Source organism: Streptomyces sp. SL06 (genome assembly GCF_058244745.1).
The window spans coordinates 6912677-6931503 of record NZ_JBSYOT010000002.1; the positions used below are offsets into that span (position 1 = coordinate 6912677).

General features: G+C 75.8%; 2 protein-coding genes and 2 pseudogenes. All 4 read left to right on the plus strand.

Annotation, left to right across the window (positions count from 1 at the left end; translation table 11 throughout):
* The first annotated feature begins 76 nt into the window (after nucleotides 1-76).
* Nucleotides 77-6631 carry an amino acid adenylation domain-containing protein gene (locus AC4IHM_RS31740; RefSeq protein ID WP_490870410.1) on the plus strand — a complete coding sequence of 2185 codons (6555 nt, stop codon included), beginning with the start codon at nucleotides 77-79 and terminating at the stop codon, nucleotides 6629-6631.
* Nucleotides 6603-10988, plus strand: a complete 4386-nt coding sequence (locus AC4IHM_RS31745; RefSeq protein WP_490870996.1) for an amino acid adenylation domain-containing protein — start codon at nucleotides 6603-6605, stop codon at nucleotides 10986-10988. Before AC4IHM_RS31740 ends, AC4IHM_RS31745 begins: the two co-directional genes overlap by 29 nt.
* A pseudogene (locus tag AC4IHM_RS31750) lies at nucleotides 10973-16861 on the plus strand (amino acid adenylation domain-containing protein); the annotation flags it as partial. The gene AC4IHM_RS31745 and the pseudogene AC4IHM_RS31750, both read left to right, overlap by 16 nt.
* 72 nt (nucleotides 16862-16933) lie before the next feature.
* Nucleotides 16934-18667, plus strand: a pseudogene (locus AC4IHM_RS31755) (condensation domain-containing protein); the annotation flags it as partial.
* Nucleotides 18668-18827 lie beyond the last annotated feature (160 nt).

An 18827-nucleotide genomic window follows, 5' to 3' on the forward strand; every position in this document is an offset into this window, starting at 1 on the left:
GTGCTCACCCTCACCGGAGACGTTCGACCCGGCGGCCCTGGACACCGCCCTCGCCGACCTGGCCGGCCGCCACGAGGTGCTGCGCACCGTCTTCCCCGACGACGGCGACGGCCCCTACCAGCGGATCCTGGACTCGGCCGGGCCCGTCGAACACGCGAAGGTACGCGACGAGGCCGAACTGGAGGAGCACCTCACGCGGTTGAGCGCGCGCCCCTTCGACCTGGCCGCCGAGCCGCCGCTGCGGGTCACCGTGCTCACCGGCGCCGGCCGGGTGACCGTACTGCTCCTGCTGCACCACATCGCGGGCGACGAGTGGTCCGTCACCCCGCTGCTCACCGACCTGTCCACCGCCTACGCCGCGCGCCGCGCCGGGCGGGCACCCGACTGGGCCCCGCTGCCCGTCGACTACGCCGACTACGCGCTGTGGCAGCACGCCCTGCTGGACGACGGCCACCACGAACCCGAACTCGCCTACTGGCGCGCCGCGTTGCGGGGCGCGCCGCCGGCCCTCGAACTGCCCGCCGACCGGCCCAGGCCGGCCCGCCCCACCGGCCGCGGCGGATTCGTCCCCTTCACCGTGCCGCAGGACACCGCCACGGCCCTGCGGCAGCTGTCCCGGGACACCGGGACCACCCCGTTCATGGTGGCGCAGGCCGCTCTCGCCGCCCTGCTGAGCGCGCTGGGCGCCGGGCAGGACATCCCCATCGGCGTGCCCACCGCCGGCCGTGAGGAGCGGCACACCGAGGACCTCGTCGGCTTCTTCGTCAACACCCTCGTCCTGCGCACCGACCTGACCGGCACCCCCACCTTCCGGGACCTGCTCGACCGGGTCCGCGCCACCACCCTCGACGCCTTCGACCACGCCCACGTGCCCTTCGAACGCGTCGTCGAGGCCGTCCGGCCCGAACGCACCGCGCACAACCCGCTGTTCCAGGTCATGCTCACCTACCAGAAGCGCGGCGAGGTGCCCTTCTCGGCGCCCGGCGTCGAGGCCGGCTTCGCGCTGCGGGAGACCGACACCGCCAAGTTCGACCTCGTCGTCGGCCTCACCGACCACCTCGGCTCGCACCTGCTGGACGGCGCCGTCAACTACAGCGCCGACCTCTTCGACCGCGCCACCGCCGAGCGCTTCGCCGCCCGCCTGGTACGGCTGCTGGGCGCGGCGGTCGCCGCACCCGACACGCCCGTGCACCGGCTCCCGGTCCTCGACGACGCCGAACGCCGCACCGTGCTCACCGACTGGAACCCGGCACACACCCCGCGACCCGGCCCCGACCTGCTCGACCGCCTCACCACCGCCGTCGCCGCCCACGGCCGGCGCACCGCCGTCACCTGCGGCGGGCACAGTGTCGACCACGACACCCTGGACCGGCGCACCAACGCCCTGGCCCGCACGCTCATCGCCCACGGCGTCGGCCCCGAGGACCGGGTCGCCCTGCTGCTGCCCCGCTCCACGGCCCTGGTGGAAGCCGTCCTCGCGGTGGCCAAGGCCGGCGCCGCGTATGTGCCCGTGGACCCCCGTTACCCGGCCGCCCGCATCGCCCACACCGTCCGGGACGCCGCTGCCGCCCTGGTCGTCACCGCGGGCGGCACCGAGGCACCCGACGGCGTCCCGGTGCTCGACCTGGACGACGCCCGGGTCCGCGACGCCCTGGCCGCCGCACCCGACGGACCCGTCACCGACGCCGAGCGCACCGCGCCCGTGCACCCGGACCACGCCGCCTACCTCATCTACACCTCCGGCTCCACCGGCACGCCCAAGGGCGTCGTCGTCACCCGACGCAACCTCACCCGCCTCTTCGACGCCACCCGCGCGCTCTACGACTTCGGCCCCGACGACGTATGGACCCTCTTCCACTCCTACGCCTTCGACTTCTCCGTCTGGGAGATGTGGGGCGCGCTCCTGCACGGCGGACGGCTGGTCGTCGTCCCGCACGAGGTGACCCGGTCGGGTCCCGACTTCCTGCGCCTGCTGCACGAGGAGCGCGTCACCGTCCTCAACCAGACCCCCGCGGCCTTCGGCCAGCTCACCGAGTCGCTGCCCGGCCGGGGCGTGCCCGCCTCGCTGCGGTGGATCGTCTTCGGCGGCGAGGCCCTGGAACCGGGCCGCACCCTGCCCTGGCTCACCGGCCCCAACCCGCCGCGGCTGGTGAACATGTACGGCATCACCGAGACCACCGTCCACGTCACCGCGTACGAACTGACCCGCGCCCGCGCCGAGGACGCGGCACAGCGGGGCGTCAGCCCCGTCGGCCGGGCCATCGACGACCTGCGCCTGTACGTACTGGACGACGGACTGCGACCGGTCCCGCCGGGCGTGACCGGCGAGCTGTACGTCGCGGGCGGCGGGCTCGCCCGCGGCTACCGCGGCCGGCCCGCGCCGACCGCGGCCCGCTTCCTCGCCGACCCCTTCGGCGCGCCCGGCGGACGCATGTACCGCAGCGGCGACCTCGCCCGCTGGTCGGCCGACGGCCGACTCCAGTACCTCGGACGGGCGGACGACCAGGTGTCGCTGCGCGGCTTCCGGGTGGAGACCGGGGAGATCGAGGCGGTGCTCGGCCGCCACCCCGGCGTGGGCACGGCCGCCGTCGTCCTCGGCACCGACCTGCCCACGGGGCCCGGACTGGTCGCCTACACCACCGGCACCGCGTCCGCCCAGGAACTGCGCGAGGCCTGCGCCGCCGTCCTGCCCGAGCACATGGTGCCGACGGCCTTCGTCACCGTCGACGCGCTGCCGCTGACCGCCAACGGCAAACTCGACCGGGCCGCGCTCCCCGCCCCCGAAACACCCCGGCGGACCGGGGGCCGCGCCCCCGCCACCGCACTGGAGAGGGCGCTCGGCGAGCTGTACGGCAGCGTCCTCGGCGTGCCGGACATCGGGGCCGACGACGACTTCTTCGCCCTGGGCGGACACTCGCTGCTCGTCACCCGGCTCGCCAACCGCGTCCGGGCCGCACTCGGCACCGAGGTGTCCGTGCGCACCCTCTTCGAGGCCCGCACCGTGGCCGCGCTCGCCGCACACCTGACGGCCACCGGAGAGGTCGACCTCACGGCCACGGCCGCCCCCGCGCTCGGGGCCGCCCCGGCGCTCACGGTCGCCGAACGGCCGGCCGCGCTGCCGCTCTCGCCCGCGCAGGCACGGCTGTGGTTCCTGCACCGGCTCGGCGGATCCGCCCCCACCTACACCGTGCCGCTGCTGCTGCGCCCCACGGCACCGCTCGACACCGAGGCCCTCACCGGCGCCCTCCACGACCTGGTCCGCCGGCACGAGATCCTGCGCACCGCCTACCCGGCGCCCGAAGGGCATCCGGTGCAGCACGTGCTGCCCGCCGCCGACGCGCCGCTCGGCGACCCGGTCCGCACCGCCGACCCGGCCGCCACGGCGCGCGTGCTCGGCGCCCACGAGTTCGACCTGGAGTCCGAGCCGCCGCTGCGCGTCCACCTCCTGCACGGCCCGGCGGGGGAGCGGAGCGTGCTGCTCGTCCTGCACCACATCGCCTTCGACGAATGGTCACTCGCCCCGCTCGTCGACGACCTGGCCGGGCTCTACGCGGCCCGGCTGCACGGCACCGACGCGCCGCCGCCCCCGCGTCACCAGTACGCCGACTACACCCTCTGGCAGGCGCGGGCGCTGACCGCCCGGGAGCGGCCGCTGCTCGACCACTGGAGGGAGCGGCTGGCCGGTGCCCCCGCCGAGATCCCGCTGCCGCTGGACCGGCCCCGCCCGGCCGAGGTCGACCAGCGGGGCGACTCGGTGGAGTTCACCGTGCCGGCCGAGGTGCGCCAGGCCGCCGAGTCACTGGCCGTGCACACCGGCTCCACGCTGTTCATGGTGCTGCACGCCGCCCTCGCCGCCCTGCTCACCGCGCACGGCGCGGGCACCGACCTGCCGATCGGCACGGTGCTGAGCGGACGCGCCGACCGGGCGCTGGAAGAGGTGCCCGGCCTGATGGCCAACACGGTGGTGCTGCGCACCGACACCTCCGGCGACCCCACCTTCCGCGACCTCCTGCACCGGGTCCGTGCCACCGATCTGGACGCCTTCGAGCACGGGGACCTGCCTTTCGAGCGGCTGGTCGACGCGCTGGAGCCGGAGCGCTCGCTCTCCCGTCACCCGCTCTTCCAGGTGGCTCTGGTGCACCAGCGGGCCCCCGGGCGGCGCGCCGACTTCGGCGGCGTGCCGGTGGACGTGGAGCCGGTCGAGACGAAGGGGGCCAAGTTCGACCTGACCCTTGCGGTGGTCGAACGGCCGGACGGCGAGGGCCTCTTCGCCGCCTTCAACTACCGCACCGCCCTCTTCGACCCCGGGACCGTGGCGGCGCTGGGGCGCCGGCTCACCGCCCTGCTCGACTGGTGCACCACGCACCCCGACCTGCCCCTCACCGACGCGCCCGTCCTGGCGGGCCCGGAGGAGCGGCGCGCGGTGCTCGCCACCGCCACCGGCGAGACACGCGACCTCCCCGGCACCACACTGCCGGAGCTGATCCGCCGTCAAACCCTGCGCACGCCCGACCGGGAGGCCCTCACCGACGGCCGGCGCCACTGGACGTACGCGGAGTTCGACGCCGAGGCGGACCGCCTCGCCCGCCGGCTCGCGGACCTCGGTGTCCGGCGCGGCCGGGTGGTCGCCGTGGCCCTGCCGCGCTCGCCCGAACTCGTCCTCGCCGTGCACGCCGTGCAGCGCGCCGGGGCCGCCTACCTGCCGGTCGACCCCGAGCAGCCGGCGTCCCGCATCGGGGCGATGCTCCACGACTCCGCCGCACACTGCGTCGTGACCACGGACGCCCTGGCCGACGGGGTCAACCCCGACGGCCTGCCCGTACTCGACCCGACCACACCCGACTCGCCCACCGGGCGGGTCCTCGCCGGGGCGTCGCCCACCGGGCCGTCCTCCGCCGGCTTGCCGACCGGGGCATCCCCTGCCGGGTTGTCTGCCGCAGGCTCGTCCGCCGGGGCGTCCTCTGCCGGGCCGTCCGCCGCAGGCTCGCCCTCCGGGCTGTCCTCCGCCGGGGCGTCGCCCACCGGGCCGTCCTCCGAGCCGCCCTCCCCCGCGCCGTCCTCCGCCGCTGTGCCGGACCTGCCGCGTCCCCTTCCCGCGGACCCCGCCTACCTCCTGTTCACCTCGGGCTCCACCGGGCGGCCCAAGGGCGTCGTCGTCCAGCACGGGGCGATCGTCAACCGGCTGCTGTGGGCCCAGGACACCTACGCCCTCGGCGCGGACGACCGGGTCCTGCTGAAGACGCCCGCGAGCTTCAACGTCTCGGTGTGGGAGCTGTTCTGGCCGCTGCTGGCCGGGGCGACCCTGGTCACCGCGGGGCCCGACGACCACCGCGACCCGGCCGCACTGGCCCGGATCATCCGCGAACAGGCCGTCACCACCGTGCACTTCGTGCCATCCATGCTCGCCGCCTTCACCGCGGTCGCCGAACCCGCCGACTGCCTCGGGCTGCGCCGCGTCCTCGCCAGCGGCGAGACGCTGCCGCCGGCCGCCGTCACCGACACCGCCCGGATCGCACCGCACGCCGAACTGCACAACCTGTACGGCCCCACCGAGGCCGCCGTCGACGTCACCGCCCGGCACATCACCCCGGCCGACGCCACGCGCGCCGCCGTACCCATCGGCCGACCGGTGTGGAACACCCGGGCCCTGGTCCTGGACGCCCGCCTGCGCCCGGTACCCCCCGGCGTCCCCGGCGAGTTGTACCTGGCCGGTGCCCAACTCGCCCTCGGCTACCAGGGACGCGCGGCACTCACCGCCGAACGCTTCACCGCCGACCCCTACGGGCCGCCCGGCTCCCGCCTCTACCGCACCGGCGACCTCGCCCGGTGGCGGCACGACGGACAACTCGACCACCTGGGCCGCGCCGACGACCAGGTCAAGCTGCGCGGCCGGCGCATCGAACCCGGCGAGGTCCGGGCCGTACTCGACGCCCATCCCGCCGTCGCGCACAGTGCCGTGACCGTGTGGAGCGACCCGGCGACCGGCGCGGGACACCTCGTCGCCCACGTCGTCCCCGCCCACCGGGACCAACCGCTGCCCGACCTCACCGCGTACCTCGCCGAACGCCTCCCCGCCCACCTGGTGCCCAGCGCCGTCGACCCGCTGGAGGCGCTGCCGGTCACGGCCAACGGCAAGCTCGACCGGTCCGCGCTGCCCACACCCCGGCTCGCCCCGGACCCGGCGGGAACCGCGCCCGCCACACCGGAGGAGCAGCGGCTCGCCGGGCTCTTCGCCGACCTGCTGCACACCGAACGGGTCGGAGTCGACGACAGCTTCTTCGCCCTGGGCGGTGACAGCATCCTGTCCATCCAACTCGTCGCCGCCGCCCGCAAGTCCGGCATCGTCATCACCCCGCAGGACGTGTTCAGGCACCGCACCGTGCGCGGCCTGCTCGCCGCCGCCCGGCGCGACGAACCGGCCGCGCCCCCGGCCGACCCCCGCACCGGGCCGGACCCCGAGGGCCCCTGGCCGGTCACCCCGCTCCAGGAGGGCCTGCTCTTCCTGTCCCACTACGACACCCCGGACGACGGCTCCGGCACGCTGGACGTTCTACCACGTACAGGTCGTCCTCGCCCTCCACGACCGCGTCGACGCCGCACGGCTGCGCGAGGCCCTGCACCGGGTCCTTGAGCGGCACGCACCCCTGCGCACCGGCTTCACCCGCACCGGCACCGGCTGGACGCAGCAACTGCGGCCGGTCCACGCGGACATCGCGGAACTCGACCTCACCCGCCGCACCCCCCGCGAGACCGAACGCCGCGCCCGGCGCCGCATCGAGGACGAACGCGTGCGCCGCTTCGACCTGGCCGCACCGCCGCTGCTGCGCTGCCTGCTCGTCCACCGCGACGCCGGCCGCACCGACCTGGTCCTCACCGGCCACCACCTGGTCCTCGACGGATGGTCCCTGCCCCTGCTCGTCCGGGAACTGCTGCACGCCTACGGCGGCGCGACGCTCCCCGCGACCGGCCCCGACCACCTCGCCCACCTGCGGTGGCTCCAGGCACAGGACCGCCCCGCGGCCCAGGACGCCTGGCGCGCCGCCCTGGCGGACCTGGACGGCCCGACCCTGGTCGCACCGGACACACGCCACGCCACCGAACTGCCGCAGGAGTGCGTCCGCCGCGCCGACAGCGAACTCACCGCGCGGCTGACCGCCTTCGCCCGCGGCCGTGACCTCACCCTGGCCACCCTCCTCCAGACCGCCTGGGGACTGGTCCTGTCCTCGGCGACCGGCCGCCGCGACGTGGTCTTCGGCAACGTCGTCTCCGGCCGCCCGGCCGACCTGCCCGACGCCGGCGAGATGATCGGCCTGTTCGTCAACACCGTGCCGGTCCGGGTCCGCGTCCGGCCCGAACAGACCCTCGGCGAGCTGCTCACCGATGTCCGGGACGCCTTCACCGGCCTGTTGCCCCACCAGCACCTCGGCCTCGCCGACATCCAGCGGGCCGCCGGCCACGGCACGCTCTTCGACACCCTCACCGCGCTGGAGAACTACCCGGCGGACCCGCTCGACGCCCTCACCGAGGCCGCCGGCATCGAGGTCGGCGAGGTGCGCGGCTGGGACGCCACGCACTACCCGCTCACCTTCGTCGCCGTGCCCGGCACGGAACTCACCCTGCGCGTCGCCCACCAGCCGGGCAGTCTCACCGCGGCCGACGCCGAACGGTACGCCGAGCGGGCACTGCGCGTACTGCGGCTGCTCGCCGAGGCACCCGACACCCCCGTCGCCGCCCTCGACCCGCTGCTGCCCGCCGAGCGCGCCGCCCTCACCGCCCACGGCGGCGGACCGGCCGGGCCCGCCCCGGCGACCTGGGCCGAACTCGTCGCCCGCCAGGTGGCCGAGCGCCCCACCGCACCCGCCGTGGAGGGCCCGCGGGAGACCCTGACCTACGCCGAACTCGACGCCCGCGCGCGGCTCCTGGCCCCGCGGCTGACCGCCGCCGGACTGCTTCCCGGCCGGCTCGCCGCGATCGCCCTGCCGCGCTCGGTGGACCTGGTGGTCGCCCAACTCGCCGTCCAGCGGGCCGGAGCCGCCCACCTGCCGATCGACCCCGACTACCCGGCCGAGCGCGTGCGGTACATGCTCGACGACGCCGCGCCCACCCTGGTGCTGAGCCACCGCGACCTGGCCGACCGCTTCCCGGACGCCCTCTTCGTCGACGACACCCGCGCCGAGCCGCCGCACACCGCCGACGCCGGGGAACCGGCCACCGTCACTCCCGGCCACCCCGCCTATGTCATCTACACCTCCGGCTCCACCGGCCGCCCCAAGGGAGTCGTCAGCACCCACGCCGGACTGGCCGGGCTCGCGACCGCGCAGGCCGAACGCCTCGGCATCGACGCCACCGCCCGGGTCCTCCAGCTCGCCTCGCCCTCCTTCGACGCCTCCGTCATGGAGAGCCTCATGGCCCTGGCCACCGGCGCCACGCTGGTCGTCCCGGAACCCGGACCGCTCGCCGGGGAACTCCTCGGCGAGACCCTGACCGCACGCCGTATCACCCACGCGCTGATCCCGCCGACCGCACTGACCGGACTCGAACCCGACAACGCCGCCACCCTGCGCACCCTCGTCGTCGGCGGCGAGGCCTGCACCGCCGCGCTCGCCGCCCGCTGGGCACCCGGCCGCCGCATGGTCAACGCCTACGGGCCCACCGAGTCCACGGCGTGCGTCACCATGAGCGCCCCGCTCGACGGCCGCGGCACACCCGCGATCGGCACACCCCTGCACGGAGTGCGGCTGCACGTCCTGGACAGCATGCTGCGGCCGGTCCCGACCGGCACCACCGGCGAGCTGTACGCGGCCGGGGACGGCGTCGCCCAGGGCTACCTGGGCCGGCCCGGCCTCACGGCGGGCCGGTTCACCGCCGACCCGTACGGCCCGCCGGGATCCCGCATGTACCGCACCGGCGACCTGGTCTCCCGCGACGCCGACGGCGTCCTGCGCTACCACGGCCGCGCCGACGACCAGGTCAAGATCCGGGGCTTTCGGGTCGAGCCCGGCGAGATCACCGCCCTCCTCGAAGCCCGCCCCGAGATCCGGTCCGCGGCCGTCGTCGTGCGCACCGCCCGGGGGGACACCTCCGACGGACCGCGCCGACTGGTCGGCTACCTCGTCCCCGCCGGGACCGACGCGGTGGACACCGCACGCGTCCGCGCCGAACTGGCCCGTGTCCTGCCGGACCACATGGTGCCCACCGCGTTCGTCACCCTGCCCGCGCTGCCGTTGAGCCCCAACGGCAAACTCGACCAGGAGGCGCTGCCCGAGCCGGACTTCGCCTCCGTGATCGGACACACCGCCCCCGAGGGGCCGCTGGAGACCGCGCTCGCCGAGGCCTTCGCGCAGGTGCTGGGGCTGCCCGCGGTCGGCGCCGAGGACGGCTTCTTCGCCCTGGGCGGCGACAGCATCCTCTCCCTCCAACTGGTCTCCAGGGCCCGGAGCGCGGGACTGCGGCTCAGCCCGCGCGAGGTGTTCGAACACCCCACCGTGCGCGGGCTCGCGGAACTGCTGGCCGACCGCGGCACGGCCACCGACGCCGGCGAGGCGCCCGGCGCGCTCGGCAGCGCACCGCTCACGCCCATCATGCGCTGGCTCCTCGAACGCGGCGGCCCCGTCGGCAGGTTCAGCCAGTCCATGCTGCTAGCACTCCCCGAAGGCATCGACGCCGGCCAACTGGACGCGGTCGTGGACGCCGTGGTGCGCCGCCACGACGTGCTGCGCGCCCGGGTCGACATCGACGCCGCCACTCTCCTCGTCCCCGCTCCCGACGCCGGCGACCGCTTCCACCTGCCCGACCGCGGCGACACCGACGGACCGCCCGACGCCGCGGCCGTCGGCCGCGACGTGGACGCCTTGGCGGCCGAACTCGACCCGGCCGCCGGGCGCATGGTCCGCACCCGCTGGTACCGGGCCGCGGGCCGGGGCCGGCTCCTCGTGGTCGCGCACCACCTCGTCGTGGACGGAGTCTCCTGGCGCGTCCTCCTCGACGACCTGGCCCAGGCCTGGGAGGCCGTGCGCGAGGGCCGCACGCCCAACTTGGCGGACGTGCCCACCCCGTTCCGCGGCTGGGCGCTGGAGCTGCCCCGCCTGGCCCACGACCGCAGGGACGAACTCCCCCTGTGGCAAAAGGTGCTGACCGCGCCCGCCGACCTGCCCGGCGTCCGCCGTACGGCTTCGGCGGGCAGCGTGTCCCAAGCCCGCCACCGGGTCTTCGTCCTGCCTCCCGAGGAGACCGGACACCTGCTGACCCGGGCCGTGGAACGCTTCGACGCCTCGGTGCAGCACCTGCTGCTCGCCGCCCTCGCCACCGCCGTACGCGCGGCCGGGGACGGCCGCACGGTCCGCTTCCTCGCCGATGTCGAGGGCCACGGCAGGGAACAGCAGATCCGCGAGGGCTTCGACCTCTCCCGCACGGTCGGCTGGTTCACCTCCCTGTACCCGGTCGCCCTGCGCGCGGACGCGGGAGAGAGCTTCGCGGACACCGTGGCGCGCGTACGCGCCGACCTGCTCGCCCTGCCCGACAGCGGCATCGGATACGGCCTGCTGCGCCATCTGCTGCCCGCGGACGGGACAGGGCTCGCGGGCCGGCCCACACCGGCCCTGTCCTTCAACTACCTGGGCCGCTTCGGCACCCCTTCGGACACCGAAACCCCCTGGACGGCGGCTGCCGAGGCGCCCGTCCTCGGCGGTTCCGTGGACCCGGACCTGCCCATGGCCCACGCACTGGAGATCAACGCGGTCACCCGCGACACCCCGCGCGGGCCGGAACTGCACACCCGGCTCACCTGGGCCCCCGCCGCCGTCGACGACGCCCGCGCCGAGGACCTCGGCACGTGCTGGCTCGACGCACTGCGCACGGCGGCCCAGGAGGCCGGGGCGGCGAAACCCCGCGCCGCGGCCGCACCCGCGGCGCCCGGGGCGACGGCCTCCCTGTCGCCCCTCACCCCCGAACAGACAGCACGGCTCGCAGCCCGATGGAGGAACCGGTGAACGCCGAGAACGGCCCCGACCACGGCCTGGACAACGTCCTTCCGCTGACACCCCTGCAAGAGGGACTGCTGTTCCACTCCGGCTTCGACACCTCGGGCCCGGACCTGTACACCCTGCGCCTCGTCCTGGACCTGAACGGCCCGCTGGACGGCGCGATCCTGTGGCAGTCCGTGGACACCGTGCTGCGCCGCCACCCGAACCTGCGGGTCGCCTTCGTCGACGAGGGCCTGGACCGGCCCGTGCAGGTCGTGCCGTCCACCTGGTCGGTGCCCTTCCGGGAGGCGGACCTGAGAGAACTCGACCCCGACCGCCGGGCGGCGGAGGCCGAGCGCGTCCTCGACGAGGAACGCGCCCACCGCTTCGACCCGGCCGAACCCCCGCTGCTGCGGCTGACCCTGCTCCGGCTCGGCGACAGCGCCCACCGGCTCGTCGTCACCGCCCACCACATCCTGCTCGACGGCTGGTCCATGCCGCTCTTCGGCCGGGAACTGTTCGCCGCCTACGCCCTGCACAGCGGGGCCCCCGCCGCCGCCCCGCTGCCCGAGGTCCGCCCCTACCGCGACTTCCTCGCCCACCTCGCCACCCGGGACCGCGCCACCGCCGAGGCCGCCTGGCGCGAGGCCCTTTCGGACCTGACCGAGCCCACCCTGCTCACGGGGCCGCCCGCGACCCCGGCCGAGCCCCGGATGCCGCGCCAGATCGACCTGCGGATACCCGCGGGCACCGCGGCCGCGCTCGGGGCCCTGGCCGCCGACCGGCGGCTCACCGTCGCCGCCGCCTACCAGGCGGCCTGGGGAATCACCCTGGCCCGGCTGACCGGCCGCCACGACGTGGTCTTCGGCACCACGGTCTCCGGCCGGCCCGCCGACCTCGACGGCGCCGAGTCCATGATCGGCCTGTTCATCAACACCCTGCCGATGCTCGTGCGGGCACCGCAGTGGCGCTCGCTCGCCGCCACCGCCGGCGGCCTCCAGCAGGACTGGACACGGCTCCTCGACCACCAGCACCTGGGGCTCGCCGACATCCAGCGGCTCACCGGACTCGGCCCGCTCTTCGACACCCTGATCGTCGTGGAGAACTTCGGCGTGGACTCCGGGGCCCTCGCCAAGGCCCAGGCCGCCGGCGGCCTCACCGTCACCTCCGCGGTCGGCGAGGACGCCACCCACTACCCGGTCACCGTCGTCGTCCACCCCGGCCCCGAACCCCGCATCGCCCTGCGCCACCGCCCCGACCTGCTGACCGAGGAGCAGGCGCGGGCGCTGGGCGCCGCCTACGTCCGCGTCCTGACCGCCCTCGCCGACCGGCCCGACATCCCCGTCGGCGCCGTCGAACTGCTCGCGGCACACGAACGGCGCCGCTCCCTGGAGGACGGCGCCGCACTGGAACAGGCCGCCCCGCCCGAGGACACCATCACCGCGCGCTTCGCCCGGACCGCCGCCCGGAACCCGGACGCCGTGGCCGTCACCGACGCCGACGGCCCGCACACCTACCGGGACCTCGACGTGCGCTCCGGTCGCCTCGCCCGCCTCCTGCGCGAGCACGGCGCCGGCCCCGGCACCTTCGTCGCCGTCTGCCTCGACCCGTCCTTCGAGCAGCTCAGCGCCCTGCTCGGCATCCTCAAGACGGGCGCCGCGTACCTGCCGTTGGCCCCGGACCTCCCCGCGAGCCGCGCCGCGGCCCAACTGCGCACCGCACGCCCCGTCGCCGGACTCACCACCACGGCCCTGCGCGCCACCCTCCCGGCGGACACCGACTGGATCACCCCGGACGACCCCGCGACCGGCGCCCGACTGGCCGCCGCCGACCCCGCCGGCCCGATCGCCGTACCCGCCGCGGCCCCCGCCTACGTCATCCACACCTCCGGTTCCACCGGAACCCCCAAGGGCGTCGTCGTCGGACACCGGCAGGTGCTGCGGCTGCTCGACACCACCGAGGAGGACTTCGGCTTCGACGGCGACGACGTGTGGACCCTCTTCCACTCCTTCGCCTTCGACTTCTCCGTCTGGGAGATCTTCGGAGCGCTGCTGACCGGCGGCCGGCTCGTCGTCGTACCCCGCGAAACGACCCGCGCACCGGAGGAGTTCGCCGCCCTGCTGCGCCGCGAGGCCGTCACCGTGCTCAACCAGACGCCCTCCGCCTTCCACCAGCTCACCGACGCGATCCTGGCCGGCGAAGGCCCCGAGGGGCTCGCACTGCGGCTGGTGATCTTCGGCGGCGAGGCCCTGGAGCCCGCACGGCTGCGCGACTGGCAGCACGCCGCCGGGGAGAGCGGGCCCGAGCTGGTCAACATGTACGGCATCACCGAGACCACCGTCCACGTCACCCGCCACGCGCTGGAGGACCCGCGGGACACCCCGGGCACGGACACCGGGGCCGCCGGAAGTCCCGCGCCGGCCTGCCCCGTCGGGCGTCCGCTGGACGACCTCGCGATCCGGCTCCTCGACAGCGCGCTCCAGCCGGTCGGTCCGGGCCGCACCGGTGAGATGTACGTGGCCGGCCCCGGCCTCGCCCACGGCTACCTCGGCCGCCTCCCGCTCACCGCCACCCGCTTCGTCGCCGACCCCTACGGGCCGCCCGGCACCCGCATGTACCGCAGCGGCGACCTCGCCCGCTGGACCGAGGACGGCGACCTCGACTACCTCGGACGCGCCGACGACCAGGTACAGATCCGCGGATTCCGCGTGGAACCCGGCGAGGCACGCGCGGCACTGGCCGACCTGGACGAGGTCGCCGACGCCGTGGTGCTGGCCCGCCCGGGACCGGACGGCGCCGTCCGGCTCGTCGCCTGGGTCACCCCCGCCGACGGCCCGGTGGACCCCGCACGGCTGCGCCGCGCCCTGCGCGACCGCCTCCCGGACCACCTCGTCCCCGCCGCCGTCGTCCCGGTGGACGGCTGGCCGCTGACCGGCAACGGCAAACTGGACCGGGCCGCGCTCCCCGAACCGGAGGACCGGCCGGCCGGGACCGGCCGCGCCCCTGCCACCTGGCACGAGGAGATCGTCGCCGGACTCGTCGCGCAACTCCTCGGCCGCGAACACGTCGGCGCCGAGGACGACTTCTTCGCCCTGGGCGGCCACTCCCTGCTGGCCACCCGCCTGGCCTCCCGGATCCGGGCCGCCCTCGGTACCGACCTCTCGGTGCGCGACGTGTTCGAGGCACCCACCGTCGCGGAACTCGCCCGCCGCGCCGCGGACGGACCCACCGCCGACGGGCCGCCACTCGCCCCGCGCGAACGCCCCGAGCACATCCCGCTCTCCCCGGCCCAGCGCAGGCTGTGGTTCCTCCAGCAGTTGCACGGCCCCGGAGCCGACTACAACATCCCCTTCGTGGCGAGGCTCACCGGCCCGCTCAACGTCACCGCACTGCGCCGGGCGCTGCGCGACGTGCAGTCGCGCCACGAGAGCCTGCGCACCGTCTTCCCGTCGACCGCGGGCACGCCCCGCCAGCACGTGCTGGCACCGGACGAACTCGACGACCCCCTGACCGTCCTCGACGCCTGCGACCGGGACCTCGACGCCGCCGTCACCGAGGCCGTCACCGCCCCCTTCGACGTGGAGCACCGGCCGCCGCTGCGTGCCACGCTGCTCCGGCTCGGCGAGCGGCAGCACGTCGTCGCGCTGGTCGTGCACCACATCGCCGCCGACCAGTGGTCCGCCCGGCCGCTGCTGTCCGACCTGGCCATCGCCTACGCCGCCCGCACCCGGGGCGAGGAACCGCAACTGCCGCCGCTGCCCGTGCAGTACGCCGACTGGACACTGTGGCGCCGCGAACAGGCGGGAGAAGACACGGCCGCGGCCTCGGACACGGCCCCGGACGGGGAGGCCGCCTCCGGCCCGCTCGCGAAGCAACTGGAGTACTGGAAGGAGCAGTTGGCCGGCCTCCCGGAAGAGACCGCGCTGCCCGCCGACCGGCCGCGCCCCGCGACCCCGAGCTTCCGCGGCGGCTTCGCCCGCTTCACCGTGCCCGCGGAGACGCACCGGGGCCTGCGCGCCCTCGCCCGTTCCGCCGCCGGCTCGCTGTTCATGGTGAGCCACGCCGCCCTGGCCGCCCTCCTCACCAGGACCGGCGCCGGCACCGACGTGGTGATCGGCACCCCCGTCGCCGGACGGCACGACACCGCCCTCGACGACCTGGTCGGCTTCTTCGTCAACAACCTCGTCCTGCGCACCGACACCTCCGGCGACCCCGACTTCACCACCCTGCTGGACCGGGCGCGCCGCACCGACCTGGCCGCCTACGCGCACGCCGACGTGCCCTTCGAGACCCTCGTGCACGAGCTGAGCCCGCACCGCTCGCTCTCCCGCCACCCGCTCTTCCAGGTGATGCTCGCCTACGAGAACCGCGCCGCCGAGGAGATCGGCCTGCCCGGCGTCACCACCACCGCGATCCGCGCCGGTGCCGGGGCGGCCAAGTTCGACCTCACCTTCACCCTCGTGGAACGCGACGGCGCCGACGGCCTCGAAGGCGTCCTGGAGTACGCCCGCGACCTCTTCGAACCGGCCACCGCCGAGGCCCTCGCCCGGCGCTACGTCCGGCTCCTGACCGCGGTGGCCGAGGACCCCGCTCTGCCCCTGCACCGGCTCGGCCTCCTCGACGCCGGCGAACGCGCCGCGCTCCTCGCCGCACCCCGCACCGCCCGGCCCCCGCTCCCGGACGCTCCGGGCACACTGCCCGCCCTCTTCGCCCGTCAGGTCACCGAACACGGCGCGCGGCCCGCCCTCGCCGGACCGACCCTGGCCGGTGACGCGCGCGTCGAGCTGACCTACCGGGAGGTGGACGAGGCGGCCGACCGTCTCGCCGCCCTCCTGACCGCGCACGGCGCCGGGCCCGAGGACCGCGTCGCGGTCGCCCTGCCCCGCACCGTCGAGGCCGTCGTCGCCATGCTCGCGGTGATGCGGGCCGGCGCCGTCTACGTCCCGGTCGACCCCGGCTACCCGGGCGAGCGCATCGCCCACATGCTCGACGACTCCGCCCCCGTCCTGACCCTGACCGCCCCCGGCGCCACCCTCGACGACACCCGCTGCCTGGAGCTGGACGCCGGCCTCCTGACCGCCGACGGCCCCGCCCCCGCCGCCCCGGGACTGCGGGCCCCGACCTCCGCCTCGGCCGCCTACGTCATCTACACCTCCGGCTCCACCGGCCGCCCCAAGGGCGTCGTCGTCACCCACGCCGGACTGCCCGACCTGGCCACCACCCTGCACCAGGGCTTCGGCGCCGGACCCGGCTCGCGGGTGCTCCAGTTCGCCTCGCTCAGCTTCGACACCTCCGTCTGGGAGATCGTCATGGCGCTGACGGCCGGCGCGGCGCTGGAGATCGTCCCCGCCGAACAGCGGCTCGGCACACCCCTCGCGGACTTCCTCACCGCGCACTCCGTCAGCCACCTCACGGTGCCGCCCGCGGTGCTCGCCGCCCTGCCGCCCACCGCGGTCGCACCCGGCAGCACCCTGATCGTCGCCGGCGAGGCGTGCCCGCCCGAACTCATCCGCGACTGGGCCGCACGCACCCGCATGTTCAACTCCTACGGCCCGACCGAGACCACGGTCGACGCCACCCTGTGGCGCTGCGCGGCCGACGCGCTGCGCGGACCCGCGCCCATCGGCCGCCCGGTGGACGGCACCGCCGTCTATCTGCTCGACGCGTACCTCCAGCCGGTCCCGCCCGGCACCGTCGGCGAACTGTACGCCGCCGGAACCGGACTGGCCCGCGGCTACCTGGGCCGGCACGCGCTCACCGCCGAACGCTTCGTCGCCGACCCCTACGGCCCGCCCGGAACCCGCATGTACCGCACCGGCGACCTGGCCCGCCGCAACACCGACGGCGAACTGGAGTATCTGGGCCGCGCCGACAGCCAGGTCAAACTGCGCGGATTCCGCATCGAGTTGGGCGAGGTGGAGCGGAGCCTGACCGCACTGCCCGGAATCCGGCAGGCAGCCGCCGTGCTCCGCGAGGACACCCCGGGCCGGCCGATGCTGGTCGGCTATCCGGTGCCCGAGCCCGGCACCGAGCCCACCGAGCAGGCACTCCTGGACGCCCTCGCGCGCGAACTCCCCGACCACCTGGTGCCCTCCAGGCTGGTCGTCCTCGACGCCCTGCCGCTGAGCCCCAACGGCAAGGTCGACCGCACGGCCCTGCCCGCGCCGGTCCGCGCCACCGCGGTGGCACCGGCCGCGGACGGCCCCGCCGGTGAACTGGCCGCCCTGTTCGGCGACGTACTGAACCTGGACCAGGTCGCCGCCGACGACTCCTTCTTCGCGCTCGGCGGCGACAGCATCTCCTCCATCCAACTGGTCGCCCGCGCCCGTGCCGCGGGACTCGACCTCTCCGCCCGCCAGGTGTTCGAGCTGCGCACCCCGCACGCCCTGGCCGCCGCCGTCCGGCCCATGCGCGCCCGCGCCGACGGCGCGCGGGACACCGGCCCGGTCCCGCTCACCCCGCTCATGCGCTGGCTGGAACGCCGGCCGGAGCACTGGCGCACCTTCCACCAGGCCATGCTGCTCACCGTCCCGGCGGACCTCGGGGAACACGCCCTGCGCCGGGGCCTGGACGCCGTGGTCGCCGCGCACGGCATGCTGCGCGCCCGCACCACCACGGGCACGGACGGGCGGACGGTCCTCACGACCGCGGACACGGCCACCCACGAGTTCACCGTGGCCGACGCGACCGGTGCGGACCAGCACGCCCTGCGGCTGCTGATCACCGAGCACTCCCGAGCCGCCGTCCAGCACCTCGACCCCGCCGGGGGCCGCATGGTGCGGGCCGTGTACTTCCCGCGCGGGCAGGGCAGGGACGGGCGGCTGCTGCTGGTCGCGCACCACCTGGTCGTCGACGGGGTGTCCTGGCGGATCCTGCTGGCCGACCTGGAGCGCGCGGCCCGGGGCGCCGAGGTGCCGCCGCCCACGGGCACCCCCTTCGGACAGTGGGCCCGCGGACTGTGGGACGCGGCAGGCGACTTCGCCGCCGAGCGCGCCTACTGGGACACCGAACTGGCCGCGGCGACAGAGCCGTTCACCGCGACGGAGAGCACCGGAGAACCCGTCGAACTGCGTACGGTGCTGCCCGCCGCCCTCACCGGCGACCTGCTCACCCGGGTCTGCGCCGCCTTCCGCGCGGGCCCCGACGAGATCCTCCTCGGCGCCCTGGCCCGAGCCCTGAACCCGGGGGAGGGCGGCGTCCTCGTCGACCTGGAATCCCACGGCCGGCACGAGGACCTTCTGGAGGGCGCCGAACTCTCCCGCACCGTCGGATGGTTCACCACCCAGTACCCCGTCCGCCTGCGGTGCGGCGACGGGCACACCGGCGAGGCCGTGAAGAGCGTCAAGGAGTCCCTGCGCGCGGTGCCGCGGCACGGCACGGGCTACGGGCTCCTGTACGACCAGGCCGCGGGCGGAGCCCGAATCGGCTTCAACTACCTCGGCCGTTTCGGCTCCCCCGAGCGGGGCGGCCACTGGGGCCCCGCGCCCGAGTCGGACGCCGTCGACACCGGCGCCCTGCCCGCCCTGACCGACGGACACGTCCTCGAACTGCACGCCTCCACGCTCGACGGCCCCGACGGACCGGTGATGACCCTGCGCTGGACATACGCGGGCGACGCCCTGGACCACCGGCAGATCGACGAACTGGCCCTGCGCTTCACCGACAGCCTCACCGAACTGGTGCGGCGGGCCGGGGAGTCGGGCTTCGCCGGCCCGACACCCGGCGACTTCCCCCTGCTCGCGCCCACCCGGGCCGAGATCGCCGAGATCGCGGCGGCCGGACCCGTGCCGCACACGCTCATGCCGCTCAGCCCGCTCCAGGAGGGACTGGCCTACCACGCGCTGTCCGACCCCGACGCCCCCAACG